This window comes from Gemmatimonas sp., assembly GCF_027531815.1.
Taxonomy (GTDB): domain Bacteria; phylum Gemmatimonadota; class Gemmatimonadetes; order Gemmatimonadales; family Gemmatimonadaceae; genus Gemmatimonas.
The window spans coordinates 70,766-95,282 of record NZ_JAPZSK010000002.1; the positions used below are offsets into that span (position 1 = coordinate 70,766).

Below are 24,517 nucleotides of genomic sequence, written 5' to 3' on the forward strand. Positions count from 1 at the left end.
CTATGCAGCCACTCATGGAACGGATCACCGGCGCTCTTGCCGCGGTCCGTAATCCGCGTACCGGCGCCGATGTCATGGCCGCCGAGCAAGTGCGCGATATCGCCACCACCCGCGACGGCAAGGTCCGCCTCACGCTGCTGCTGGCCCCGGAAGACGATGCCACGCTCGTGCGTGATGTCCGGCAGGCCATCGAAGCGCTCGAGGGAGTGAGCGATGTACGTGTGGATGTGCGCGATCCCGCCCAGAGCGACCCCACTCCGGCGCGACGTGCGCCGGCGACACCAGCTCCCAACATGAATCAACCCAAGGCTCCCGCCGCGGGCGGCATGGGCCGCGCGCTTCCGGTCATGGATGCGACGCCGCAGAAGGCCCCGCCCAAAGTGCCCGATCCCGTGCAGTATCCCAACCTGGGGCGCATCATCGCCATCTCCTCGGGGAAGGGCGGGGTGGGCAAGAGCACGGTCGCGGTGAACCTCGCCATCTCGCTGGCGAAGGCCGGCAAGCGGGTCGGCATCATGGACGCCGACATCTATGGTCCCAACATGCCCCTCATGCTGGGCGTGGATGCGGCGCCGGCGGTACGCGACGAAAAGATCATCCCGCTCGAAGCGCACGGCATCAAGGTCATCTCGCTGGGCTTCCTCATCGAGAAGGATCAGCCGGCGATCTGGCGCGGCCCCATCGTGATGAAGATCATCACGCAGTTTCTGCGCGACGTGAACTGGGGGCAGCTGGATTACTTCCTCGTGGACATGCCGCCGGGCACCGGTGACGCGCAGCTCTCGCTCGTGCAGGCCACGCAGGTGCACGGTGCCGTGGTCGTGACCACGCCGCAGCAGGTGGCGGTGGGCGACGCCCTGCGCGGCGTGAAGATGTTCGAGCGCACCGCGGTGCCCGTGCTCGGCATCGTCGAGAACATGTCGTACTTCGAGAACCCCGAGACCGGCAAGCCCATCGCGCTCTTCGGTACCGGCGGCGGCGAACGGTTGGCCAAGGAGTGCGACCTGCCGCTGCTGGGGCAGGTGCCCATCGACCCGCGCATTCAGGAGGGCGGCGATACGGGTCGGCCCATCGTGTCGGCCGAACCGGAATCGAAGGCGGCCAAGGCGTTCAGCGCCATTGCCGACCGTGTAATGCAGCGCGTTGCCGAACGCTACGGCTGACGCCACGTCAGCAGAGTCGCCCCGCGGCGAACTCGTCGGCGAACCCCTGTCGCTGACGATTCGCCGCGTGGCGCTTCCGGCCGTCATCGCGAACCTGCTGATGACGGCCTTTCACAACGTCGACACCTTCTGGATCGGGCGCTCGCTCGGGGCGGAATCGCTGGCGGCCGTCACGGGCGCGGTGTTCTGGGTGTGGCTGGTGATCTCCGTGGGGGAGATGGTGAGCATCGGTCTCGACGCCATCGCCGCGCGCCGGCATGGTGAGCGACGGCCACAGGACGCGGCGCGTACGGTGGGCGATGGGTTCGTGCTGGCCTTGCTGCTTGGCGCCGCCATCGCCGTGGCTACGCCGTTCGTGCTCGGCGGACTCTTCGATCTGTTGGGGACCACCGACCGCGTCAGTGCGATTGGCCGGTCGTATCTGGGCATGTACTTCCTTGGCATGCCGCTGATCTTCGGCTTCTTCGCCGTCGATGCGGCCTTTCGCGCCCGGGGCGATACCCGTACGCCGCTCTGGATTCTGGCGGCGACCACGGTGCTGGGACTGGCGCTTGACCCGCTCCTCATTCGCGGCCTCGGTCCGTTTCCGGCGCTTGGGGTACGCGGCGCCGCGTTGGCTACGCTGGTGCCGCGCGGACTCGCGTGCCTTGCCGGGGTGCTCATCCTGCAACGTCGCGGGATGCTGACGTGGGGATGGCCACGTTGGCCGGTGCTGGGCACGATCGTGCGCGTCGGGGCACCCGCTGCGGCAACGGGCGTGGTGTTCAGCTTCATCTACGTGCTGCTCACGCGCATCACCACGCAGTTCGGTACGCCCGCACTGGCTGCACTGGGCCTCGGTTTTCGCATGGAGAGCGTGGTGTACGTGGCCAGTGTCGGCATGGGCGCGGCCGTGGCGGCCATCGTGGGGCAGAGCCTCGGTGCCGGCGATGTTGCGCGTGCCGCGCGCGCCGGGTGGATGTCCACCGCCATCGTGAGTGTGGTGGGGGTGGCCATGGCGGTGGCCAGTCTGCTCTTCGCCGAGGAGTTTGCGGGTATCTTCTCCGACGATCCGGCCGTCATAGCGGAGGCGGCGCGCTATCTGCGCATCTCCGCGTTTTCGCAGCTGTTTCTCGGCGCCGAGGTGGTGCTCGAAAGTGCCATGGCCGGCGCGGGGTGGACGCTGGTGCCGATGCTGCTCAGCACGAGCATTACGGCGCTGCGACTACCGCTGGGCGCGTGGGCGGCCGGCGTGTGGGGTACGTCGGGGCTGTGGTGGACCATTGCCCTCACCGCTGCGGCGCGTGGCGTGCTCATGGTGCTGCTCTGGGGGTCGGGGCGGTGGCGCGGCGTGCGCGTTTAGCGCACGTTTGGCGTATGTCCACGCCGGCCATCACCCTCCTCACCGACTTCGGTACCGCCGACGGCTACGTCGCCGAACTGAAAGGGGTGCTGGTATCGCTGGCGCCCTCGGTGCCCATTGTGGATCTGTCGCACGACATCCCGCCGCAGGACATTGCCTTCGGCAGGCTGACCGTGGCGCGCTACTGGCGGCGCTTCCCGGTGGGGACGGTGCATCTGGTGGTGGTCGATCCCGGTGTGGGCACGGCACGCGCGGCCATCGCGATTGCCAGCGAGGGACGCTATCTCGTGGGTCCCGATAACGGCGTGCTCTCCCCGGCACTCTTTTCGCTCGACGCGCGCGTGGTGCAGCTCCCCGTGGACCCGGCGGCATCGGCGACCTTTCACGGACGCGATGTGTTTGCCCCGGTGGCCGCGCGGCTGGCGCTGGGCGCGTCGTTGGAGGAGCTCGGCGAGTCGTATACGAGCCCCGTGCGCCTGCGCACGCCACCTCCCCATCGCGACGCCCACGGCCTGCTGCACGGCGAGGTGCTCACCATTGATCGCTTCGGCAACATCATTACCAACCTGCTCACGCGCGACAGCAGCGGGATGGTGAAGATCGGCGGTCGCGCCGCCCGGCTCGTGCGCACCTACGGCGAAGCAGCGCGCGGCGAGCTGGTGGCCCTCATCGGGTCGAGCGGCTTTGTGGAGGTGGCGGTGCGGGAGGGGAACGCGGCCGCGGCGCTTGGCATCGAGCGCGGGGCGGCGGTGGTGCTGGGGTGACGGCGTGGGACACTGCGGCGTTCCTGCAGACGGCAGACGGCAGGAAGTACAGTGGGCAGACGGCAGGCATTCGGTAGAACCACACGGCGTCGTGCGCTGCGCGCCGCCGCCGATGCCCCTCCCGCAAAGGAAATCGGGCGCGCCGCGAAGCGGCTGCGCCCGTTTTGTTCTACCGCGTCCCTGCCGCCTGCTCACTGTAGCTCCTGCCGTCTGCCGTCTGCCTTTCGGCAACCACGCCAGACCTACCGCCCACTCGCCCCCGATTGCCCATCGGCCTTGGGCTTCGGCGCCGCCACCACACCCTGCACGGGCGTGGGCGTCTGCCAGCTCACCGGCACCTGCACTTCGTTCACGCCAGTGCTGCTGGACGGGCTCCACGTGCCGGTAAAGCGTTCTCCCGTTTCGGCGTCGAAACGGCTGAACTTGACGCTGAGGTGGGACACCCCGATGCGGCTCTTGACCACGGCGCCCAGCCCCACGGTGGCTACGGCCCAGGTGAAGGCGACCGCCACGAGCCGGGTGATGGCCCCGAGTACCGCAACGTTCGAGGCCAAGGCCGCGCCGAACCACACCAGCGATAGCGTCACCAGCCCAACCGTGAGGCCACGCAGCGCGGCGCTGCGCTCGGAGGTGGCACCGCCACGCCCCGCGATGGCGCGGCCGATGACCATGGCGACGGCGAGGATACCCAATGTGACGGCGCCAGAGAGCGCCAACGCCCAGGCCAACGCGGCTACCGGAATGACCAGAATGCCGATGATGGTGACCGCACAGGCGATGACCAGCACCGCCAGCACAGGCACGGCCAGCAGTTGCGTGAGTACCCCCGCCCAGAAGCTGCCGCTTACATCGCGCGCCGCACTCTTGGCCACGGCCAGCAGCGCCTCCTCGGCAGTCATGAGCACCACCAGCCCGATGATCAGGCCAATGCCGAAGGTCCCGGCGACGGCGGCGAGCGTGGTGGAGAGCATGGCCGGTTCCCGTGCGTCAGCGGGTGCGTGACGACGAGGCGAGCGCCCGGATGCCCACCACGCCCATGCCGGCCGCGGCCACGAATCCACCCAGCGCCACGGCCATGACTTCGGGTGAGCTACCGCGCAGGGCGTCGAGCCCGGGCTGCCCAAGGATGGTTGACGCCAGATCGCTGCCCGCAGCCACCACCTGCTCCCGGAAGCGCTCCAGCCCCAGCTGGGCCAGCAGCAATCCCATGTCGGCCCGGGCCACGGCCCAGGTTGCCCCTGCCGTGGCCAGCCCTGCTCCTACCGCAGCCGCGAGGCCGGCCGCCAGACGGGCCGGACGGCTGGCAGGGATGAACTGTTCCACCGTGCGGGTGGCCGCCGCATGCCACGGCTCGAAGACCTGCACCTGACTCATGACCCGGTCGGCAAACGCCGGCGAGGGGGCGAAGTCGGGGAGGGCGTCGAGCGCCAGCATGATCTCCTGCGCACTGGCCATTTCGGCCTGGCATACCGAACACGAAGCGGCGTGGGCCCGCAACTGGGCCACGCCGAAGCCCTCTTCCCCGTCGAGAAGGAGCTCGATTTCGTCTGGTCTGAGGTGGCGATCGATCATTGAGGTACCTCCATGCGGGGCCTACGGGCAGGAGTGGGACGAGGTTTCAGGGAGATACAGCGGATTTCGGTACAGGGAAGGGCACGCCGGCTGAAGCCCGCCTCATCTGCCGGGAAGTCGGTGGGGCAGGTCACTGACGCAGGGGTTCGAGGGCCTTGCGGAGCTCGTGCCGGGCACGGTGGATGTACGTCTTCACCGTCCCGAGCGGGAGGTCCAGCGTGGCCGCGATTTCCTCGTAGGCGCGCCCCTCCACATGACGCAGCATGATGCAGGCGCGATACTCGGGGCGCAGGGAGGCGATGGCCCGTTCGATGGCCGAGCCCAGCTCTTTCGCCTCCATCTCGTCCAGCGCGCTTTCCTGCTCCGACACCAGCTCCAGCGACGACGCTTCCACCTCCGACGCCGTCGTCGCGTGCGGGCTGCCGTCCATGCTGATCGTGTCCAGCTTGCGCCGCCGCAGGTGATCGATGGCGACGTTGTTGGCGATCTTGAACAGCCAGCTCGAGAACTTGAACTCGGGGCTGTACTTGTCGATGTGATTGAGGACCTTCACGAAGGCGTCCTGCGCCAGGTCCTCGGCGGTTTCCCGGTCGCGCACCATGCGGAAGACGAGAGAAAACACGGGCCGCTCGTAGCGGCGCACGAGTTCGCGAAACGCGAGCTCGCGCCCCTGCTGGGCGAGGCGGACCACATCGGCGTCGGGGAGTGTTCCCAGCTCGTCGGGCATTGGCATGCGCAGGGGCCAAAGCTAGTCCAGCATTCGCGGTGGGACCAGCCACAAGGCCAATGATTCCGGACCGGCCCCTCGTCCCATCGCCGCGCGAAAGCCGCATCCCTGCGCTTGCTCGGCTTGCCTCGTCCCTCGATGTTTCGGGATGCCACGCATTTTGGACGCTTCTTCCGCCGCGTCGAGCCACTCGGGGGATGGCCTGCAGGTCGCCGCCAGCGCCGCCCAGGGCGAAGGGAAGCGCGAGTACGTACAGCGCATGTTCTCCGACATTGCGCCGCGCTACGACCTGCTCAACCACGTACTCTCCCTCAACATCGACAAGCGCTGGCGCAAGCGGGCGCTGCGCGCGCTCGACTGGGATGCGCGTCCTGCCGGCACGTACCTCGACCTGTGCGCCGGCACCCTCGATGTGGGGGCGCTGCTGGTTCGCCAGCCCGGCTTTCAAGGGTTCGTGGCCGGAGCCGACTTCGCGGTGCCCATGCTGCAGCATGGCAAGGGGAAGGCGCCGTATGCGGTGCTCACGCCCGTGGGTGCCGATGCCCTGCAACTGCCCTTCGCTGCAGCCAGCATCGATGGGGCCATCGTGGCCTTCGGCATCCGGAATGTGGCCGATCTCGACGCCGGCCTGCGTGAAGTCCGCAGGGTGCTGCGCCCGGGGGCGCGCTTCGTCATTCTCGAATTCTCCACGCCGCGCTTCGCGCTGGTCCGAGCGGCGTACCTCGCCTACTTCCACCACGTGCTCCCGTTCGTCGGACGCCTCGTCAGTGGACACCGGTCGGCGTATACGTACCTCCCCATGTCGGTGGCGAACTTCCCCACGGAGGAGACGTTGGCCGAGCGCATGCGCGCCGCCGGGTTCTCCACCGTGACGTGGGAGCGACTCACGCTCGGCATCGCGGCCATCCACACGGGCACCGTGTAACCAGCCCGTTCGCGGGCGACTCCTTCACGCATGGCACTCGATACCCTTTCCGAATTCATCGACGCGATCGATCGCATCGGCGAACTGCACCGCATCACCCAGCCTGTGAAGGTGCATCTCGAACTCACCGAAATCGCCGACCGGGTCTCCAAGATGCCGGGGGGCGGCAAGGCGCTGCTCTTCGAGAAGCCGGTGCTGCGCGATGGCACCATCTCGCAGTATCCGGTGGCCATCAACTTGTTCGGCTCCATGAAGCGCATGTCGCTCGCCCTCGGCGTCGAGAACCTCGACGACATTGGCGCGCGCATCACACAGCTCATGGACCTCAAGGTCCCCGACGGGTTCCTCGGCAAGCTGTCGTTGTTGCCACGGCTGCTGGAGGTGTCGAAGTTTCCGCCGCGCGTGAAGGGCGGGTCGCCGTCGTGCCAGGAGATCGTGTGGCAGGGCGACGAGATCGATCTCGACCGGATTCCGGTGCTGCACTGCTGGCCGGAAGACGGTGGCCCGTACATCACCATGACCGCGGTGATCTCCAAGGACCCCGTGCGCGGCATTCGCAATGTGGGCATGTACCGCGTGCAGCAGCTGGGCAAGAAGCATGTGGCCATGCACTGGCAGCGCCACAAGACGGGCGCCGAGCACATGCGGCAGATGGCGGAGCGCGGTGAGAAGATGCCGGTGTGCATCGTGGTGGGGAGCGATCCCGCCAGCATGTTCAGCGCCAGCGCGCCGCTCCCGCCCAACATCGACGAGTTTCTTTTCGCCGGCTTCCTGCGCCGTGATCCGGTGCGGCTCACCAAGGCGGTGACCAACGATCTCGAAGTACCCGCCGATGCGGAGTTCGTGATCGAGGGGTACATCGACCCGGCTGAAGAGCTGGTCGTGGAAGGGCCGTTCGGCGACCACACGGGCTTCTACAGCGAAGCCGACCTGTATCCGCGCGTGCACGTGACGGCGGTGACGATGCGACGCAACGCCGTGTACTCCACGACCATCGTGGGGCGCCCGCCCATGGAAGACTTCTATCTCGGGCACGCCACCGAGCGCATCTTCCTGCCGTTGCTCAAGCTTACCACGCCGGAAGTCGTGGACTACCACATGCCGGCCGAGGGCGGGTTTCACAACCTCGTGTTCGTGAGCATCGACAAGAAGTATCCCGGCCATGCCGACAAGGTGATGCACGCCTTGTGGGGGCAGGGGCTCATGTCGCTGGCCAAGGTGCTGGTGGTGGTGGACAAGGAGATCAATGTGCGCAACCCGGTGGAAGCCTGGTGGGTGGCGCTCAACAACATGGACCCGCAGCGCGACGTGCGCTTCACCATGGGGCCGGTGGACGTGCTCGATCATGCCAGCCGCGCCTTCACGTACGGCAGCAAGATGGGGATCGACGCCACACGCAAATGGCCGGAGGAAGGCTTCACACGGGCGTGGCCCAAGGTAATCGAGATGGACGCGGCCACGAAGCAGGCGGTCGATGCCAAGTGGGCGAGTCTCGGGTTGGGCCCGAGGCCGTGAGCCGCTCGTGAGCACGCCGTCGAACATCGTGCCCCCCAAGGGCGCGCGGGATGGGCAGCTCATGCGCGGGCAGTCGCTTCCCGTGCGTCTGGCCAACTTCGTGAAGCTGCCGCACACCGTGTTCGCGATGCCCTTCTCGCTGGTCGGCGTGATCTTCGCCAGCGTGGTGGCACCGGTAACGCCAGCCATCGTCGGGTGGGTGCTGCTGGCGTTCACGAGCGCGCGCTTCGCCGCCATGGCGTTCAACCGGCTCGTCGACCGTGATGTGGATGCGCTCAACCCGCGCACGGCCATGCGCGAACTGCCGGCCGGCACGCTCACGGTGGGACAGGCGAAGCTGAGTATCGTGGTGAGCAGCACCCTGTTCATTTTCGCCAGCTTCATGCTCAACCCGCTCTGCCTGGCCCTGTCGCCCGTGGCGCTGCTGTGGGTGCTGGGCTACAGCTACACCAAGCGATTCACCCGCTGGTCGCACCTCTGGTTGGGGCTCGGGCTGTCCATTGCCCCGGTGGGTGGCTATCTCGCCGTCACCGGCGCGTGGAGTGAGCCGGTGTGGCTGCTGCTGGTTCTGGCCGCCGCGGTGGTGTGCTGGAGCGGTGGCTTCGACATGATCTATGCCCTGCAGGATGCGGCGTTCGACACCCGGCACGGCCTGCACAGTGTGCCCAGCACGTTCGGGGTGCACCGCGCGGTGGGCATTGCGCGCCTGCTCCACGTGCTGGCCGTAGGCGGCTTCGCCGCCGTGGTGGCGGCGCAGCCGCTTGGCAACGCGACGCCACTCGTGCAGGGCATCCTGTGGGTCGCCGTGGCGGGAATTGCCCTCATGCTGCTGTGGGAGCATCGGCTCGTGAAGGCCGACGACCTGAGTCGCATCGATGCCGCATTCTTCACCATGAACGGACTCATTTCCCTCGGTTTTCTGGCGTTCGTGCTGACCGCCCGCCTCCTGCTGCCGGAGACTCCATGAGCGCCATGTCCGTCCGTCATCCGGTCGTGTTGGCCATTACCGGGGCGTCGGGCGCTCCCTACGCGGTGCGGCTGCTGCAGGCGCTGGTGGCGCTGCGCGTGCCCACGTGGCTCATCGTGTCGAGCCATGGCTGGCGCCTCCTGCAGACGGAGAGCGGCCTTGGCGACCTTGCCGCACTGCGGGCACAGGTGGGGGCCGCGGCATTCGACGCCACGGTCACGGTTTTCGACGACAATGACCGGGGGGCTGCGCCGGCGAGCGGATCGGCGCGCACCAGCGGTATGGTGGTCTGTCCGTGCAGCATGGGTACCGTGAGCGCCATCGCGCACGGTACGTCGCGCTCGCTGGTGGAGCGCGCGGCCGATGTGGCGCTCAAGGAGCGTCGCCCGCTCCTTCTTGTGCCACGGGAGACGCCGCTCTCGCTCATCCACCTGGAGAACCTGACGGCCGTGACGCGTGCCGGCGCCACCGTCATTCCCGCTGCCCCCGGCTTTTATCATCAGCCCACGGCCATCGCCGAGTTGGTGGACTTCATGGTGGCGCGGGTGCTCGACCACCTGCAGCTCGAGCACACGGTGGGCAAGCGCTGGGGTGCGTCATCGTAGCCCCATGACGCTCGATCCGGTCCTCCTCGAGCGGCAGGTCGCGCGTCAGCGACGTGGCGATCGCCGCAACCAGGGCGTCATGCTGCTGTACGCCTGGGTGGCTTTCGGTGCCGTCTCGTTCGTCTTCGCGTCGGTGGCGCGCGTGCCGTTTCCCACCCGGCTGTGGGTCGCGGCACTCGGTGGGGGCATGGGGGCCGTCTTCACCGTTGTCGGTGTGCGGGTCATGCAGGCCGTCAGTGAACGCACCATGATGGCGGTGCTCGAGCCGGGGGGACGCGGCAGAGACACGGTCGTGTACTCCCACGCCGAGGCGCTCGCCGCGCGCGGCGATCTCGAGGGGGCCTCGCAGGCATTCGCGCAGGTGCGCGCCGAACACGGTGATCGCGCCTCGTTGCTGCGGGCCGAAGCCGAGCTGCGGCTGCGTTCCGAGGGAGACCCGTCGCGCGCGCGCGAACTGCTCATGCGGCTGCGCAAGGCCCCCGATGCCACGCGCGCCGACGAGCTGTATGCAACGCACCGCCTCGTGGACCTGTATCTTGGACCGCTGGCCGACGAGGCGCGGGCCATGTCAGAGCTGCGCCGGTTGGCCGAACGCTTTCCCGGGACCCGTGACGCCGAGGGAGCCCGTGCCGAGCTCGAGCGCCGTCGCGCGCTGCGCCAGCATCCTGATTCGCCCTTGTCCTGAGTAACGCCATGAAGCGCGCGACCATCATTGGTCTCATTTCCGATACGCACGGCCTCGTGCGCCCCGAAGTCTTCGAGGCGTTGCAGGGGGTGTCGCAGATCCTCCATGCCGGCGACGTGGGTCCCGCCGATGTCCTCACCGAACTGGCGACCATCGCCCCCGTCCGGGCGGTCTTCGGCAACACCGACGCGCCGGGACGCCCCGACCTGGTGGAGCGCATCGACGACGTGATCGACGGCGTGCGCATCGTGGTGACCCACGGGCACGAGTTGGGCAGCCCCACGCCTCCCAAACTGGTGGGGGCATATCCCACCGCCGACGTGATCGTGTACGGGCACACGCACCAGCAACTGGTCACCAAGGCCGCGCGGCGCGTGGTCGTGAATCCCGGCGCCGCCGGCCCGCGCCGTTTCAAGCTGCAGCCCTGCGTGGCCAAGCTGTACATCTACGAAGGGCAGGCCGATGTGGAGCTGATTCCGTTGGGGATACCGGGAGACGCGGAGTAGGGGAGGCGCGGGGAAGAGACTGACGACTGAAGACTGAAGACTGGAACTACGAACTCCAGACTTCCCCGGACATCACGCGATCTCCGGGGGAGTTTTTCGTTCGTAGTGTGAGTTCGTAGTCGCCAGTGGACCTGCTGTTTGCACATGCATCGCCAGTTTCTCCAGCGCCCCGACCACCGTGTCGGCCACGAGTGCATCGGCGCCGTTGCGACCGCGGAACCACGACTCCACCAGCAGCAGCTCGTCGAGCTGATCCACCATGGCGCCGCTTGGCGGCTGCACGGCATTGATTTCCTGCGCCTGCAGAGCATTCACCGCGTGTGGATCGCCGCAGCGGGCTTCGGCCATGACCCGCCCGTGCCGCACCAGATACAGTCGATCGTCGCCGTCCCGTCCAGGCACCGCGTACACGAAGCTTGGCCGCGTGAGCGCCTCCCGCACACGCGACAGCTGCGCGTCGAACTCCTGCAGCGCGGTGAGCCGGTCACGCAGCCACCCGGCACGTTCGTAGGAGAGCGCCGCGCTGGCCACCGTCATTTCGCGCACGAGGTGCTGGTGCGGCGTATCGTCGCGACCCTCGAGCACCGCTTTGGCACGGGTGAGCTGGGCGCGGTACGCGTATTCGCTTGTGGCACCAATGCACGGCCCGAGGCAGCGTCGGGTTTCGTACCGATGGCACCCGGGCGTACGCTGCAGCGCCGGGTGGGCCTGTTCGAACAGTTCCGCGCTGTCGTTGGTGTGCATGGGGACGCGATCACTGCAGTCACGCAGCCCCAGCGCATCGTTCAGCACGCGCAACGCGTCCTGCAGCGGACGCCGTGAGGCGAAGGGGCCAATGACTTGCGCCACATCGCGCGAGCGCGCGGCGGCGCTGGCCCGCTGAATACGCAACCGCGGCGCCGGTCCCCTGGCGATCGTGATGACCCACCACTTATCGAGCGGTCGCGCCGAGCGCACGTTGTAGCGGGGCAGGTGGGCACGAATGAGGCGCACTTCCCGCAGGAGCGCGGCGAATTCGCTGGGGAGCGGCTCCCATTCGATGCGCGACGTCTCGCGCAGCAGGCGCGCGTGTCGATGCTCGGGCCACGGCAGGCGGAAGTACGACAACAGCCGCGTACGCACCTGCGTACTCTTGCCCACGTACAGCACTTCGCCGTGTGCCCCCCGCATGAGGTACACGCCCGGTTCGTTGCGGGCGCTGTCGCGCACATGCGCCTTGAGACGGGCGACATCGGATTCCGGGGTGCCAACCGCGAGATCCAGCTGGGTGGCGAGAGCGGGGCGCGTGCGGCGCCGGGGGAGCGGGAGGGCGGCGGCAAGCCCGCTGGCCAGCTCAGGACTGACACCCCGGGCAGAAGACCGTGCTGCGTCCGTCCACGGCGTGGGTACCGACCAGGCGCCGTCCACAGCGGCGACAGGGTGCCCCGGCGCGACCGTACGCGGCCAGCTGTTCGACAAACCGTCCCCGTTCACCGCGCGCATCCCGGTAGTCGCGAAAGCTGGTGCCGCGCGCCGCGATGCTGGCCGCCAGTACCGCGCGCAGTTCCGTGCGCAGTCTCGACAGCTCCTGCGCGCTGAGCGTGCACGCTTCGCGTGACGGATCGATTCCGGCGAGCCACAGCGCCTCGTTTGCGTAAATGTTGCCCACCCCGGCGAGCCGCTTCTGGTCCATCAGCGCAATCTTGATGGCCTGACGCGTAACCCGAACACACCCCGAAAATGCAGCGTCGTCGGTCGCGTGGTCAAGGGGTTCGAGCCCAAGCGCTCCGGAGTAGGCAGCAAAACGCGTGCGATCCATGAGGGCCACGGTGCCCAGCCGCCGCACGTCGCGGTAGTGCAGCGACCGCCCGTCCTGCAGCGCGAAGGTCACGCAGGTATAGGCGCGCTCGCTCTCTTCGAGCGAGCCGTCATCCACCACCAGGCCGCCGGTGAAGCGGGGTTGCACCACGATGCGCCACGCCGGCTCGAGCGCCGCGAGTTCGGGGCGCGCGTCGATATCCAGCACGATGAGTTTGGCGCGACGCCAGACACGACGGATGGGCTGACGCACCAACGCCAGCACGAACCCCTCGATGTCGGCTTCACGCAGCACATCGGGGCGGGGCACCGACACCCCGGAAACAACCGCGCCCACGACCATGTCGTGCAGGTCGCGGGCAATCGTTTCGGTTTCGGGGAGTTCGGGCATGGCCGTGGTCTGGGAGGAAACGCGTGAGCACGGAGCTCGCGGAGGGCGGTGAGGGCGTGGAGAACGGCAAGGAACACACACGAAAAAGCAGTGCTCCGTGTCCTCACCGCCCCCTGCGATCTCCGTGTGAACGCGTCCCAGCTGTCCTCTCGCCCACCAGCGGCTCAGCCCACCCGCGACGCTTCGCGCCAGCCGATATCGCGCCGGTACACCGCCCCCTCGAACTCGATGCGCGAGGCCGCGTCGCGCGACGCCTGCTGTGCTTCGGCAAAACTGTCGGCGAGCGCGGTCACGGCGAAGACGCGACCACCGCTCGTGAGCAGGTCGCCGTGGTCGCCGCGCTTCGTACCCGCATGGAACACGCGCACGGAGTCGCTGAAGCTCGGCAGATGCACGGGGAAGCCCGTCTGCGGCGCGTCGGGATAGCCGCCCGATGCCACCACGGTGGTCACGCTGGCACCGCTCCGCCAACAGAACGGTGCCATGCCGCCAATGCGCGCGCCACGTGAAACAGCCAGGATGGGGTCGAGCAGGCTGCTCGTGAGCATGGGTAGGATGGCCTGGGTCTCGGGATCACCGAAACGACAGTTGAACTCCACCACCTTCGGGCCCTCGGGCGTGAGCATCAGCCCCGCGTACAGCAGGCCGGTGAACGGCGTGCCGCGCTTGCGCAGCGCGTGCAGCGTGGGGAGGAAAATGCGCTCCGTCACGTCATCCACGAGCGACGGGGTGGAGAACGAGACGGGGGTATAGGCCCCCATTCCGCCGGTATTCGGCCCCTCGTCCCCTTCCAGCAGGCGCTTGTGGTCCTGCGCACCGATCATGGGCAGCACATCATGACCGTCGGCAATCGCGAAGAGCGAAAGCTCCTCGCCGGTCATGAAGGCCTCCACGAGACACTCGGCGCCCGCCTCGCCGAAGACCCGATCGTCGAGGATGCGATCGATGGCGTCGAACGCCTCGGCCTCCGTCTGGCAGACGATCACGCCCTTGCCCGCCGCCAGACCGCTGGCCTTGATCACCACCGGGGCGCCAAACCGGCTGCGGACAGCCTCCTTCGCCTCGCGTGCGCGGCGATGCGTTTCGGCATGGGCCGTGGGGATCCCGGCGGCCATCATGAGCGCCTTCGTGTCGGCCTTGCTCGTTTCCACCGTCGCGGCGCCCATCGTGGGGCCGAACGCCGGGATGCCGCGCTGCTGCAGGTGGTCTACCACCCCGGCGGCAAGCGGCGCCTCGGGGCCCACCACCACCAGTGTAACCTGCTCCGCCTCCGCCAGTGCGGCGACCTCGCGCGGGTCGTTCGCGTTGACGCGCACCAGCCGCGCGAGTTCCGCGATGCCCGGATTGCCCGGCGCCGCGATCAGCTCGACCGGCGTGTTTTCCCGCGTGAGGGCGTCCGCCAGGGCATGTTCACGGCCGCCCGAGCCGAGGAGGAGGATCTTCATGAACGAGAAATGTAGTCCGGCAGCCCCGACGGTCGAACCACTGCTGGAACGGGCTGCCCGGCAGCTGCCGCGGGGACGTTTGGTGGCGGTCCCTCGCGCCGAACGGTAACATACGCGCGTCGTGTTCATCGTGTCGACCAAGGTCGGCCTCCCGATTCCGCTCCTCGTGGATAATCTGCTCCCCAGGCTCCAGCGCGCTTTCGAGGCTACGCACGTCATTGAGCGGGAGCTCGGCGGCGGTGGCATGTCCCGCACCTACCTTGCAACCGAGCGCGCCCTTGACCGTCACGTGGTGATCAAGGTGTTGGCGCCTGAGTTGTTGGCGGGTGTCAGCGTTGATCGATTCAAGCGGGAGGTGCTGCTTGCTGCCCAGTTGCAGCATCCCCATGTAGTACCGGTGATCGCGTCGGGCGATGCCGAGGGGCTCCCATGGTTCACGATGCCCTTCGTGGACGGCCCTTCGCTCCGTCAGCATCTGGCCAATGGACCGTTGTCGGTATCCGAAACGGTAGCCATCCTCCGGGATGTCGCGCGCGCCCTGTCCTTTGCCCACGGGCGTGGGGTGGTTCACCGCGACATCAAGCCGGACAATGTGCTGTTGTCGGCAGGGAGCGCGACCGTCACCGATTTCGGCATTGCCAAGGCCATCTCGGCGTCGCAGAAGTCTTCCCCGGTCGGCATGACGCTCACCAGAGCCGGCATGTCCGTGGGGACTCCCGCCTACATGGCCCCGGAGCAGGCCGCCGGTGACGCCAGCACCGACCATCGCGCCGATCTCTACGCATTCGGTGCGATGGCGTACGAGATGCTGGTTGGCCGGCCACCTTTTGTCAGCGATTCACCGACGCGTCTGCTGGCCATGCAGATGTCGGAGATGCCCCGGCCCATCGCGCAGTTGCGTCCGGATGTGCCTGCGCCGTTGGCCGAGCTGGTCATGACCTGTCTCGCCAAGGAGCCGGACGCGCGCCCGCGCACGGCCGCCGACCTGTCGCGGACGCTGGAGGGCGTGGTGACGACGGGATTGGCAGCGGCGCCCCCGACGTGGCGCCAGGGCGGCGCCGCGCCGTTCAGTCGCATGCTCTTTCTGTGGGCAGCATTTACCGCCGCGATCCTGTCACTCACCTGGGCGGCCACCCTCACGGTTGGGCTGCCGGCGTGGGCCATGACCGTTGCCGCCGTGCTCATGGCGATCGGGCTGGTCGCCCTGGGCTTCACCGGCTGGGTGCAGCGCGCTGCCACTCGGCAGCTCACCCTCACGCCCACCCTCACACCCGGTGGGAGAGCCGTCCCCATGGGCACGATGGCGACGCTCGCCGTCAAGGCCAGTCCGCATGTCTCGTGGCAGCGGGCGTGGAAGGGGGGCGGCATCGCCGTCGCGACGTTCGTGCTCGGACTCGGCGCCTTCATGACCGCGCGCGCGTATGGGATCGGTCCCATGGGGTCGCTCATCGCCAAGGGGGCGCTCGCGGCGAACGAGAAGCTCATTCTCACCGACTTCAAGAGCCCGGCCAGCGATACGGCCTTGGGGACGACCATTACCGAGGCGCTGCGCGCCGACCTCGCACAGTCCCGCAGTATTCGGGTCCTGTCGCGCGCGAACGTCCGCGATGTGCTGCGACTCATGCGTCGTCCGAACGACACGCCTGTCGATCTGTCACTGGCGCGCGAAGTGGCAACGCGTGACGGCATCAAGGCCATCGTCGATGGCGAAGTGGTGCAGCTGGGCAGCGGCTACGTCGTCGCGGCGCGCTTGCTCACCACGCAGACGGGAGAGGAGCTCGGGGCATTTCGTGAAACGGCGAGCAACCCGGACGACCTGTTGTCGGCCGTGGAACGACTGTCGAGAGCCCTGCGCGAACGGATCGGCGAGTCGTTCAAGGACATCCGGGCGGCGGCGCCACTGGAGCGCGTCACCACGTCGAACGTGGAAGCGCTCAAGCTGTACGTGCGGGGTATGCGTGCCATCGAGGAACGCAACGACTTCGCCACCGGGGCGCCCCTGCTGGAGGAGGCGATCCGGCTCGACACCGGCTTTGCCATGGCCTATCGCAAGTATGCCGTATCGCTGAACAATCAACGTTCGGCGGACGTGGCCAAGGTCCAGCGTCTGCTGACCAAGGCGTACGAGCTGCGCGACCGTCTGAGCGAATCCGAACGGCTGCTGACCGAGGCGTCGTACTTTTCCACCGGTCCCCGGCAGGACAACCGCCAGGCCATTGCGGCCCTCGAGGCACTGGCCCAGCGGGATTCCGGCTATTTCCCGGCCTTCAACAATCTGGGCGTCCAGTTCGTCGAGATCGGGGATTTCAAGGCCGCGGAACGCAGTTATCGGCACGCGCTCTCCGTCGAGCCGAGCGTCCTCATCGGATGGACGAATCTGGCGGCTGTCCTCGGCGGCACCGGGCAGTTCGACGCCCTCCGGCAGCTCGCCGATTCGGCGGCCCGTGTGCTGGGGGCCGACTCGGATGTGCCCGCGCGCATGCGGCTGCAGCGCTTCGTCCACCCGGAGGAGGCGCCGGCCCTCGAACGGGAGGCGCGCGCCATTCTGGCGCGGTATCCGGATCGCCTCATTGTGCGCATCCAGGCCAACGGGGCGTTGGCCAGCAGTCTGCTCCGTCAGGGTCGCCTTCGTGAACAGGAGCGTACCACAGCCGCATCCGACAGCGCCGTACGCGCACAGGGACAAACCCTCGAGCCGCTGCGGCGGTCGCTGCAACAGGCCGAACGGCGGGCGGTGCTCATGGGCGACACCGTCGGGGGCCGCCGCGCAGCCCGCGAGGCGCTCAGGCTCTTTGACTGGCGGGCCCTGCCTGATGCCGATCGCGACTATGGCAGCTGGGCCATCGCGCTCACGCACATCGGACTGGTCGAGGAAGCCGAAGAAATGGTTGCCCTGCTCGGCAAACGCTTCGAACGAGGGAACGCGCGGGGCGACGGGCGTATCCTGGCACTGGTGCGCGGGGAGTTGGCCTTGCGGACGGGGCGCACAACCGAGGGGATGCGCCTGCTGCGGGAGGCCATGACCAGCTACCCGGAATGGGGCGTTGCGGCATACGGTCTACCCGTAGGACTCGCCCTGGCCTCGGGGCAGCAACCTGACAGTGCCATTACGATGTTGGAGCAGTATCTCGCGTCGACGTTGCCGGCCCACACGCGCGGGTCAGGCCCGTTGTTCGACGCCGTGGTACTCGAGCGCCTCGGCGCCCTGTACGAAGACAAGGGGAACAAGGCACTGGCCCTGCGGAACTACGAAACGCTGCTGGCCTTGTGGAAAAACGCGGACCCCGAGCTGCAGCCCGTCGTGCGCGACGTGCGCGCGCGCGTGGAGCGCCTGCGTCGGGGGACGGGGTGAACGCCTGGTGTGCCAATCGAGGTGGTTCTCCGCCTCAGTGCGCCGGCGGCTCACTCGGTGGCGGCGGTGGCGGTGGCGAACTCGGCCCAGCCCCCGGCGCCGCATCACCCATGCTCGCCGCGGCCTTGAAGGCATCGCGGAAGGCATCGGCAGCGCGATTGATCACGCCCCCCATCGCGTCGGCGGCTTCCTTGGCCTTCTCCTTGTAGTAATCGCTCGCGTCGCGCAGATCGTCGCGGAACGGCCGCTCGGCCTCACTGCCGCGGCGGATGTAATCGCCGCCAAGGATTGCGCCGTACGCGCCCGACTGCTGCCACCGGTTGAGTTCACCGGCACGCACCGTGTGAAACGGATGCTCGCGGAGCGCCGTGTTGAGTGCCTTGAGCACGCTGTCCCACGCCGACCCCCCCATCTGGTACTCCTCGGCCTGCGCGAGATATGCGTCGAGGTCGATTGAGTCCCCGTCGGCCTTGCCGCCAGCCAGCTTGAGAAAGGTCATGAGACTGCTGCGGGGGTCTTGTGTCCCCAGCATGCCGGCGCGATCGGCGCTGAGCTCCGAGGTGCGATACCACTCGAGCAGCGCCAGCTGAAAGGGCAGGAGCGCAATGCTGGCCAGCAAGGGGAGCGCACTCATGCCGAAGAAGAGCACGATGAGCGCAATGGTCCGGTACGTGGTGCGACCGGTCATGATGTGTCCGAGCTGCTGCGCCAGCACGAAGCGTTGCTCATCGGGGGAGAGCAGCTCGAGGGTGCCCGAACTGATCACGATGAACGGCTGCTCGAACCCTACGGCACCAGCGTTCGCAATGGGGGTTTGCGCCACGTACAGCTGCGGGGCCGGCTGGCCGGCGGCGGGCCAGTCGAGCGCGTGCAGCACCTCGAGGTACCGCGCGTGCAGGGCCGGGCGCTGAGTCGGCCCCACGAGGACTGCATCGCCGAGAAACAGGTTGCGCACCCCGCGCTCGCCAAAGGCGCCGGCGATCTTGCGCACGACCTCGTCGAACCCGGGGAGCGCCCGCAGGGCGCGTAACGCCGCCCGATCGGCGGGATGCTCCCAGGTCACGGAGCTGATCTGCGTGAGTTGGATGGCCATGGGGGACCGTACGGGACTGAGCCCAGAAAGGTTGCAGGGACGCTGAGAACCAAAGGCCGGAACTGGGAACCAGAAACTCCCCCGGGCAGCGCGTGATTCCCGGGGGAGTTTCTGGTCTTCCGTACGAGTTCTCAGGCGTCAAGCCGAACTGCTCAGATCCCCACCAGCGCCTGCTCGAGGTCGGCGATCAGGTCCTCGGCGTCCTCGATGCCGCAGCTCAGCCGCACCATCCCCTCGGTGAGCCCCATGGCGTCCTTCACCTCGGCGGGGACGGAGCCGTGGGTCATGGTGTAGGGGTGATTGGTGAGGCTCTCCACCCCGCCCAGGGACTCGGCCAGCGAAAAGACGCGCACCTTCTCCAGGAACGACCGGGCCTGGTCCTTGGAGCCCAGGTCGAGGGTCATCATGCCGCCGAACGCCGACATCTGCCTCTTCGCCAGGTCGTGATGCGGGTGACTGGGGAGCCCTGGGTAAATCACTCGCTCGTGTCCGAGACGGCCGGCCAGATAGTCCGCGATGGCGCGCCCATTGAGGTCGTGCTGCTTCATGCGCAACGGCAGGGTCTTCGTACCGCGCAACGCGAGCCAGGCGTCGAACGGCCCCGGCACGGCTCCGGCCGCATTGAGGATGAACTGCAAGCGGTCGGCCAGCTCGTCCTCAAGAACGACGGCGAGCCCGCCGATCATATCAGAATGACCGTTGATGTACTTCGTGGTCGAATGCCAGACGATGTTGGCGCCGAGTTCGAGGGGCCGCTGGTAGATCGGGGTGGCGAAGGTGTTGTCGACGATCAGCAGGGCCTGGTGACGCTTGGCGATCTCGCTCATGGCGCGCAGATCGGTGAGCCGCATGAGCGGGTTCGTGGGCGTCTCCACGAGCAGCGCGCGTGTGGCGGGCGTCATGGCGTCATCGACGCGCTGAGGCTCACTCGTGTCCACGTACGTGAACGACAGCCCCATATGCCGCAGAATTCGATCGAAGAGACGGAAGGTGCCGCCGTAGACATTTTCGGCGCACACAATGTGGTCGCCGGCCCGGAACAGCTTCATGATCGAATCGAGGCATCCCATGCCGCTGCCGAACGCGAAGCCGTGGGTGCCCCCTTCGAGGGTGGCCACGTTCCGCTCCAGCGCCTGGCGCGTCGGGTTCTTGCCGCGGGCGTATTCGTACCCCTTGTTGACGCCGATGCTCTCCTGCACGTAGGTGGAGGTGAGATAAAGCGGGGTCATGATGGCACCCGACACTGGGTCGGGGCGCTGGCCGGCGTGAATGGCACGAGTGGCGAGGCCACCCGTCAGGTCTTCGTCGAAAATGCGCGTCATGGGCTCCGGATCGTCCGTGGGGAGATGGAGCGGGAAGCTAGTGCCACGGCATCCGGCCGGCGAGCGCCCGGCGCCCGGCGCGCCGTCCGGCTGCCCGAGCGCGCAGCGGCGCCGCCTTCCCTGGTACAATGGCCGCGTTTTCCCAGGGACCCCAAGCCCGCCGCGTGATGCGCGGTGTCCACCCAGCCTGAAACGCCGCCGCTCCGGTTGTTGCAGGTGCTTGCCGTGTCATCTACGCCACACCGTCACCGGCGTGCTCGAGGGGAATCGTGGCCCCCGCCAGTAACGGGGCCAGCAGCGCCGCCACGAGCACCGACGGATCGTGCAGCGCGGTGCCCGGTGCGGCCGGACCCCCCTGCATGCCCCGGCGCGCCGAACCGACGCCACGTGCCTGCAGGAGCAGGTCGCCATGAGACCGCAGTACGCCGGTGACCGCTTCCACGTAACAGAGCTCCGTGGAACCGGCACTCTCCTCACCCTCCTGTACCCCGACCAGCTCCAGCGCGAAGTGGGAGCCAAGGTCAACGGTGACCGTCTGTGCCTCCACGTGCAGGTGGGCCGCGCGCGGTACCTGGTCGAGCAGCACCCGTGGGACATGTGAGGGGAGGTGCGCAGCCAGCGCGACGGTGGTGAAGACCGCGCCGACATTATGGGTCGCACAGAGCGCGGCGAGTGTGTTGCCGGGCAACGCCGGATCGAGTCCCACCAAGGCACGTCCGTCACTGGCCGCGAACGCCACCACCCACTGGTGCGGCTGCTCGAGCAGAGCCGCGGCGTGTTTCCCCGCCAGCAGGCGCACGAGGCGTGCGGAGCGTTGGAGCAGGGTGAGGCCGGCGGCCGTGAGGGCGTTGGCGGAGTGCTCACCGACGCGACCGCCAGCCGCCGCAAGCGCATAAGGAAGCAAGGCCAGTGGATTCATGCCTCGCAGCATAACGTGTTGCGCCGCCGCGTGCGCCCCGGGGCCAGCGGTGTAACGACCCGGTGCGCCGCTCGTCATAACCGCGGAAGGCGAACGGCAGGAGCCGTAACGGCCCAGTTGGTTTACCGCCTCGCAGGTCCCTAGCTTTACCGATTGCGACTGAACGGGGCGCGCCCCAAAGACCCGCTCGAGGAGCGACATGGCGTTCGATGGCTTGATGGTGAGTGTATCCGGCGTGCGTGGCCGGGTCGGTGAGGCACTGACACCCGAGGTGGTCGCCACCTTCGCGGCGGCTTTCGGGGCGTGGGCATCACGCCACGGCAACCGCCGTGTGGTGGTGGGGCGCGATAGTCGCGTGTCCGGACCCATGTTCACGCGCATCGTGCATGGCGCCCTCGAATCGGTCGGCTGTACCGTCATCGATATCGGTATGGTGCCCACCCCCACCATTCAGCTCGCGGTGGAACACCATCATGCCGCCGGGGGCCTTGGCATTACCGCCAGCCACAATCCCATTGAGTGGAACGCGCTCAAATTCATCGGACCCTCGGGCTTGTTCCTTTCGGCGGCCGAAGGAGCCGAAATGCGCGCGCTGCTCGACACCGGCATCCCCCGCGCCACCTGGGACCAGCTCGGGACCATCGAGCAGGATGATGAGGCCATTGCCCGTCACATCGCGCAGCTCCTGGCACTGCCGTGGCTCGACGTGGAGGGCATTCGCGCGCGCCGCTTCCGGGTCGCACTCGACTGCTGTCACGGTGCGGGCAGCGCCATCATGCCGCAGCTCCTCACGGAGCTCGGGTGCGAGGTGTATGCCATCAACATGGATGCCGACGGACGCTTTCATCGGCCCCCGGAACCGGTGGCCGAGAACCTCGGCGAGCTCGAAGCGCTCGTCAAGGCAACGCAGGCGCATGTGGGCTTCGCGACGGACCCCGATGTGGATCGGCTCGCCCTCGTGCTCGATGACGGTCGGGCGCCCGGCGAGGACTATACGCTGGCCTTCGCCGCACGCACGGTGCTGCGCCATCGTCCGGGACCGGTGGTGACGAACCTCTCCACCAGCAAGGTGGTCTCCGATGTCGCTGCCGAAATGGGCGTTCCGTTCCATTTTGCCAAGGTGGGCGAGGTGAACGTGGCCTTGGCGATGCGAGATGCCGGGGCCACCATTGGTGGCGAGGGCAACGGCGGCGTCATTCTCCCCGAGATGCACCTGGGGCGTGACGCACCGGTGGGCGCGGCACTCATGTTGCAGCTCATGCACGAGGAGAATCGGCCGCTTTCCGAACTCGTGGCGGCGCGCCCGCGCTACGTGATCGTGAAGGACAAGCTGGATCGACCGGATGCGGCGCTCGACGCCGTGTACGACGCGCTGCGCGGGGCTTTCCCCGATGCGAGCGCGGATACGCAGGATGGACTGCGCCTCGACTGGGCGGATCGCTGGGTGCACCTGCGGCCCTCCGGCACCGAACCCATCGTGCGCGTCATTGCCGAAGCGCCGTCGGACCGTGATGCCCGGGCGCTCATTGCTCAGGCGCGCGCGCCGCTCGCTGCCCTGGCGTGAGACGATTACCTGTTTCCCTGACCTGAACGCCCATGTGTGGAATCGTAGGATACGTTGGTGATCGTGTGGCCACGCCCATGCTGATCGAAGGACTGAAGCGGCTCGAGTATCGCGGCTATGACTCGGCCGGCGTGGCGATCATGAACGGCAAGGGCGTGGAAACCCGCCGAGCCGCCGGCAAGATCGCGCGTCTCGAGTCGGTCATCGCGGCCAATCCGCCGCACGGGACGTTGGGCATCGCGCATACCCGCTGGGCCACGCATGGGCCGCCAACGGAAACGAACGCGCATCCGCACGTGAGCCAGAACGGCAAGATCGCCGTGGTGCACAACGGCATCATCGAGAACGCTACGGTCCTCAAGGCCGGGCTCGAAGCGCGCGGCTACGTCTTCAAGTCCGACACCGACACGGAAGTGCTCGCGCATCTCATCGAAACCGCCTACGCCGGCAATCTCGAGGCCGCGGTCATCGAAGCGCTGCGCCAGGTCGACGGGACCTACGGCATTGCCGTCCTCAGCAGTGACGAGAAGGACAAGATGGTGGCGGCCCGCAAGGGCAGTCCACTGCTCGTCGGTATCGGAGAAGGCGAGAACTTCATTGCGTCCGATGCCTCGGCCATTCTCTCGCACACGCGGCACGTCGTGTATCTCGATGATGGCGACGTCGCGGTCGTGACAAAGGATGGCTACAGGGTGCTCGATCTTGATTCCGTGATCCGGGAGAAGCCGGTCACCCGCATCGAATGGGACCTCGCGCAGATCGAGCGCGGCGGCTATCCGCACTTCATGCTCAAGGAGATCTTCGAGCAGCCCACCACGGTGGAGAACACCATGCGCGGGCGCCTCATTCTCGAGGAAGGCTTCTCCAAGCTTGGCGGGCTCAACATCTCCAAGGAAGACCTGCTCGCCGTCGACAACATCATCATCACCGCCTGCGGCACCAGCTGGCACTCGGCGCTCATTGGCGAGATGATGATCGAGGAGCTGTGCCGCATTCCCGTCGAGGTGGAGTACGCGTCGGAGTTCCGCTATCGCAACCCGATCGTCACGCCGCGCACGCTCTGCATCGTCATCTCGCAGTCGGGGGAGACGGCTGACACGCTGGCCGCCATGCGCGAGGCCAAGCGCCGCGGCGCCCGCACGCTGGGATTGGTGAACGTGGTGGGTTCCACCATCGCCCGTGAGGACGACGGCGGCATCTACCTGCACGCCGGTCCCGAGATCGGCGTGGCCAGCACCAAGGCCTTCACCAGCCAGGTGGTGGCGCTGGCGCTCTTCACCCTCAAGCTCGCGCGCCTGCGCGACCTGAGCGTGGCGCGTGGTCGCGAGATCGCCCAGGCGCTGGCCAACCTGCCGGCGCAGATCCAGAGCATTCTCGATCGGGCCGAGGAGATCGAGGCGCTGGCCGAGGAGTTCAAGCGTGCCTCGAACTTCCTGTACCTCGGCCGGGGCTACAACTTCCCGGCGGCGTTGGAAGGGGCGCTCAAGCTCAAGGAAATCTCGTATATCCATGCCGAGGGGTACCCGGCGGCCGAGATGAAGCACGGCCCCATTGCCCTCATCGACGAGATGATGCCGGTGGTGTGCATCGCGCCGCACGACGCGGTCTTCGACAAGATCACGTCGAACATTCAGGAGGTGAAGGCGCGCAAGGGGAAGGTCATCGCCATCACCACGCGCGACGAGCCCAGCCTGGCCGGCAAGATCGACTACGATTTCCGCATCCCGGAGACGGTCGACCTGCTGACCCCCATCCTGGCGAGCGTTCCCCTGCAGCTGCTGGCGTACTACATCGCCGTGAAGCGCGGGTGCAACGTGGATCAGCCGCGCAACCTGGCCAAGTCGGTGACGGTGGAGTAGGCGA

21 protein-coding genes are annotated in these 24,517 nt (G+C 67.7%); 12 read left to right on the forward strand and 9 right to left on the reverse strand.

From position 1 onward, the window contains the following. Nucleotides 1–2: 2 nt before the first annotated feature. From O9271_RS01555 to O9271_RS01565, 3 genes are all read left to right on the forward strand, one after another. Nucleotides 3–1,163 (forward strand): Mrp/NBP35 family ATP-binding protein, encoded by a 1,161-nt coding sequence (locus O9271_RS01555; protein ID WP_298265536.1) that lies wholly within the window; start codon nt 3–5, stop codon nt 1,161–1,163. A gap of 67 nt (nt 1,164–1,230) precedes the next feature. Further along, entirely contained in the window at nt 1,231–2,505 is a 1,275-nt protein-coding gene (locus tag O9271_RS01560) for an MATE family efflux transporter (protein ID WP_298265538.1), read from the forward strand. Nucleotides 2,506–2,519: 14 nt separating this feature from the next. Further along, complete coding sequence (locus tag O9271_RS01565; RefSeq protein ID WP_298265540.1) at nt 2,520–3,269, forward strand: SAM-dependent chlorinase/fluorinase; 750 nt, start codon at nt 2,520–2,522, stop codon at nt 3,267–3,269. A gap of 242 nt (nt 3,270–3,511) precedes the next feature. Here O9271_RS01565 and O9271_RS01570 read toward each other — a convergent pair whose 3' ends face one another. The 3 genes from O9271_RS01570 to O9271_RS01580 all read right to left on the reverse strand — a co-directional run bounded on the left by O9271_RS01570 (nt 3,512) and on the right by O9271_RS01580 (nt 5,574). Further along, nucleotides 3,512–4,240 (reverse strand): hypothetical protein, encoded by a 729-nt coding sequence (locus tag O9271_RS01570; RefSeq protein WP_298265542.1) that lies wholly within the window; start codon nt 4,238–4,240, stop codon nt 3,512–3,514. Between the two features lie 16 nt (nt 4,241–4,256). Next, on the reverse strand, nt 4,257–4,841 hold the full coding sequence (locus O9271_RS01575) for a hypothetical protein (RefSeq protein ID WP_298265544.1): 585 nt from the start codon (nt 4,839–4,841) through the stop codon (nt 4,257–4,259). Nucleotides 4,842–4,971: 130 nt separating this feature from the next. Next, a complete protein-coding gene (locus O9271_RS01580) occupies nt 4,972–5,574 on the reverse strand; it encodes a sigma-70 family RNA polymerase sigma factor (RefSeq protein WP_298265546.1) in 603 nt (200 codons plus the stop codon). A 142-nt stretch (nt 5,575–5,716) separates the two neighbouring features. On the opposite strand from O9271_RS01580, the gene O9271_RS01585 reads away from it, so the two are divergent. From O9271_RS01585 to O9271_RS01610, 6 genes are read left to right on the forward strand one after another with little or no spacing between them, the layout of a single operon-like run. Continuing rightward, entirely contained in the window at nt 5,717–6,493 is a 777-nt protein-coding gene (locus tag O9271_RS01585; protein WP_298265548.1) for a ubiquinone/menaquinone biosynthesis methyltransferase, read from the forward strand. Nucleotides 6,494–6,523: 30 nt separating this feature from the next. Continuing rightward, the gene (locus O9271_RS01590; protein WP_298265549.1) at nt 6,524–8,008 is read left to right on the forward strand and encodes a menaquinone biosynthesis decarboxylase; all 1,485 of its coding nucleotides are present in this window, start codon (nt 6,524–6,526) and stop codon (nt 8,006–8,008) included. A gap of 7 nt (nt 8,009–8,015) precedes the next feature. Then, nucleotides 8,016–8,975, forward strand: a complete 960-nt coding sequence (locus O9271_RS01595) for a UbiA-like polyprenyltransferase (protein ID WP_298265551.1) — start codon at nt 8,016–8,018, stop codon at nt 8,973–8,975. After that, nucleotides 8,972–9,580, forward strand: coding sequence for a flavin prenyltransferase UbiX (locus tag O9271_RS01600; protein ID WP_298265553.1), 609 nt, complete (start codon nt 8,972–8,974; stop codon nt 9,578–9,580). Before O9271_RS01595 ends, O9271_RS01600 begins: the two co-directional genes overlap by 4 nt. 4 nt (nt 9,581–9,584) lie before the next feature. Beyond that, nucleotides 9,585–10,265, forward strand: a complete 681-nt coding sequence (locus tag O9271_RS01605) for a hypothetical protein (protein WP_298265555.1) — start codon at nt 9,585–9,587, stop codon at nt 10,263–10,265. An 8-nt stretch (nt 10,266–10,273) separates the two neighbouring features. Next, entirely contained in the window at nt 10,274–10,771 is a 498-nt protein-coding gene (locus O9271_RS01610; RefSeq protein WP_298265557.1) for a metallophosphoesterase family protein, read from the forward strand. A gap of 72 nt (nt 10,772–10,843) precedes the next feature. Here the strand turns inward: O9271_RS01610 and O9271_RS01615 are convergent, their stop codons facing one another. The 3 genes from O9271_RS01615 to purD form a co-directional block, all read right to left on the reverse strand. Then, on the reverse strand, nt 10,844–12,178 hold the full coding sequence (locus O9271_RS01615) for a GIY-YIG nuclease family protein (protein ID WP_298265559.1): 1,335 nt from the start codon (nt 12,176–12,178) through the stop codon (nt 10,844–10,846). Continuing rightward, a complete protein-coding gene (mutM, locus tag O9271_RS01620) occupies nt 12,105–12,959 on the reverse strand; it encodes a bifunctional DNA-formamidopyrimidine glycosylase/DNA-(apurinic or apyrimidinic site) lyase (protein WP_298265561.1) in 855 nt (284 codons plus the stop codon). The genes O9271_RS01615 and mutM overlap by 74 nt, the downstream gene beginning before the upstream one ends. 164 nt (nt 12,960–13,123) lie before the next feature. After that, complete coding sequence (purD, locus tag O9271_RS01625) at nt 13,124–14,404, reverse strand: phosphoribosylamine--glycine ligase (protein WP_298265563.1); 1,281 nt, start codon at nt 14,402–14,404, stop codon at nt 13,124–13,126. Between the two features lie 121 nt (nt 14,405–14,525). Here purD and O9271_RS01630 point away from each other — a divergent pair, with 121 nt between their 5' ends. Next, entirely contained in the window at nt 14,526–17,756 is a 3,231-nt protein-coding gene (locus O9271_RS01630) for a serine/threonine protein kinase (protein ID WP_298265565.1), read from the forward strand. Nucleotides 17,757–17,790: 34 nt separating this feature from the next. Here the strand turns inward: O9271_RS01630 and O9271_RS01635 are convergent, their stop codons facing one another. From O9271_RS01635 to O9271_RS01645, 3 genes are all read right to left on the reverse strand, one after another. After that, nucleotides 17,791–18,849, reverse strand: coding sequence for a M48 family metallopeptidase (locus tag O9271_RS01635; RefSeq protein WP_298265567.1), 1,059 nt, complete (start codon nt 18,847–18,849; stop codon nt 17,791–17,793). Nucleotides 18,850–19,001: 152 nt separating this feature from the next. After that, nucleotides 19,002–20,171: an aminotransferase class I/II-fold pyridoxal phosphate-dependent enzyme gene (locus O9271_RS01640; protein ID WP_298265569.1), complete on the reverse strand. Its 1,170-nt coding sequence runs from the start codon at nt 20,169–20,171 to the stop codon at nt 19,002–19,004. 232 nt (nt 20,172–20,403) lie between these two features. Continuing rightward, complete coding sequence (locus O9271_RS01645; protein WP_298265571.1) at nt 20,404–21,090, reverse strand: hypothetical protein; 687 nt, start codon at nt 21,088–21,090, stop codon at nt 20,404–20,406. Nucleotides 21,091–21,289: 199 nt separating this feature from the next. On the opposite strand from O9271_RS01645, the gene glmM reads away from it, so the two are divergent. Together glmM and glmS are read left to right on the forward strand one after the other, a co-directional pair. Further along, nucleotides 21,290–22,654, forward strand: a complete 1,365-nt coding sequence (gene glmM, locus O9271_RS01650) for a phosphoglucosamine mutase (RefSeq protein WP_298265573.1) — start codon at nt 21,290–21,292, stop codon at nt 22,652–22,654. Between the two features lie 32 nt (nt 22,655–22,686). Further along, complete coding sequence (gene glmS / locus O9271_RS01655; protein WP_298265575.1) at nt 22,687–24,513, forward strand: glutamine--fructose-6-phosphate transaminase (isomerizing); 1,827 nt, start codon at nt 22,687–22,689, stop codon at nt 24,511–24,513. The last annotated feature ends 4 nt before the right edge of the window (nt 24,514–24,517 follow it).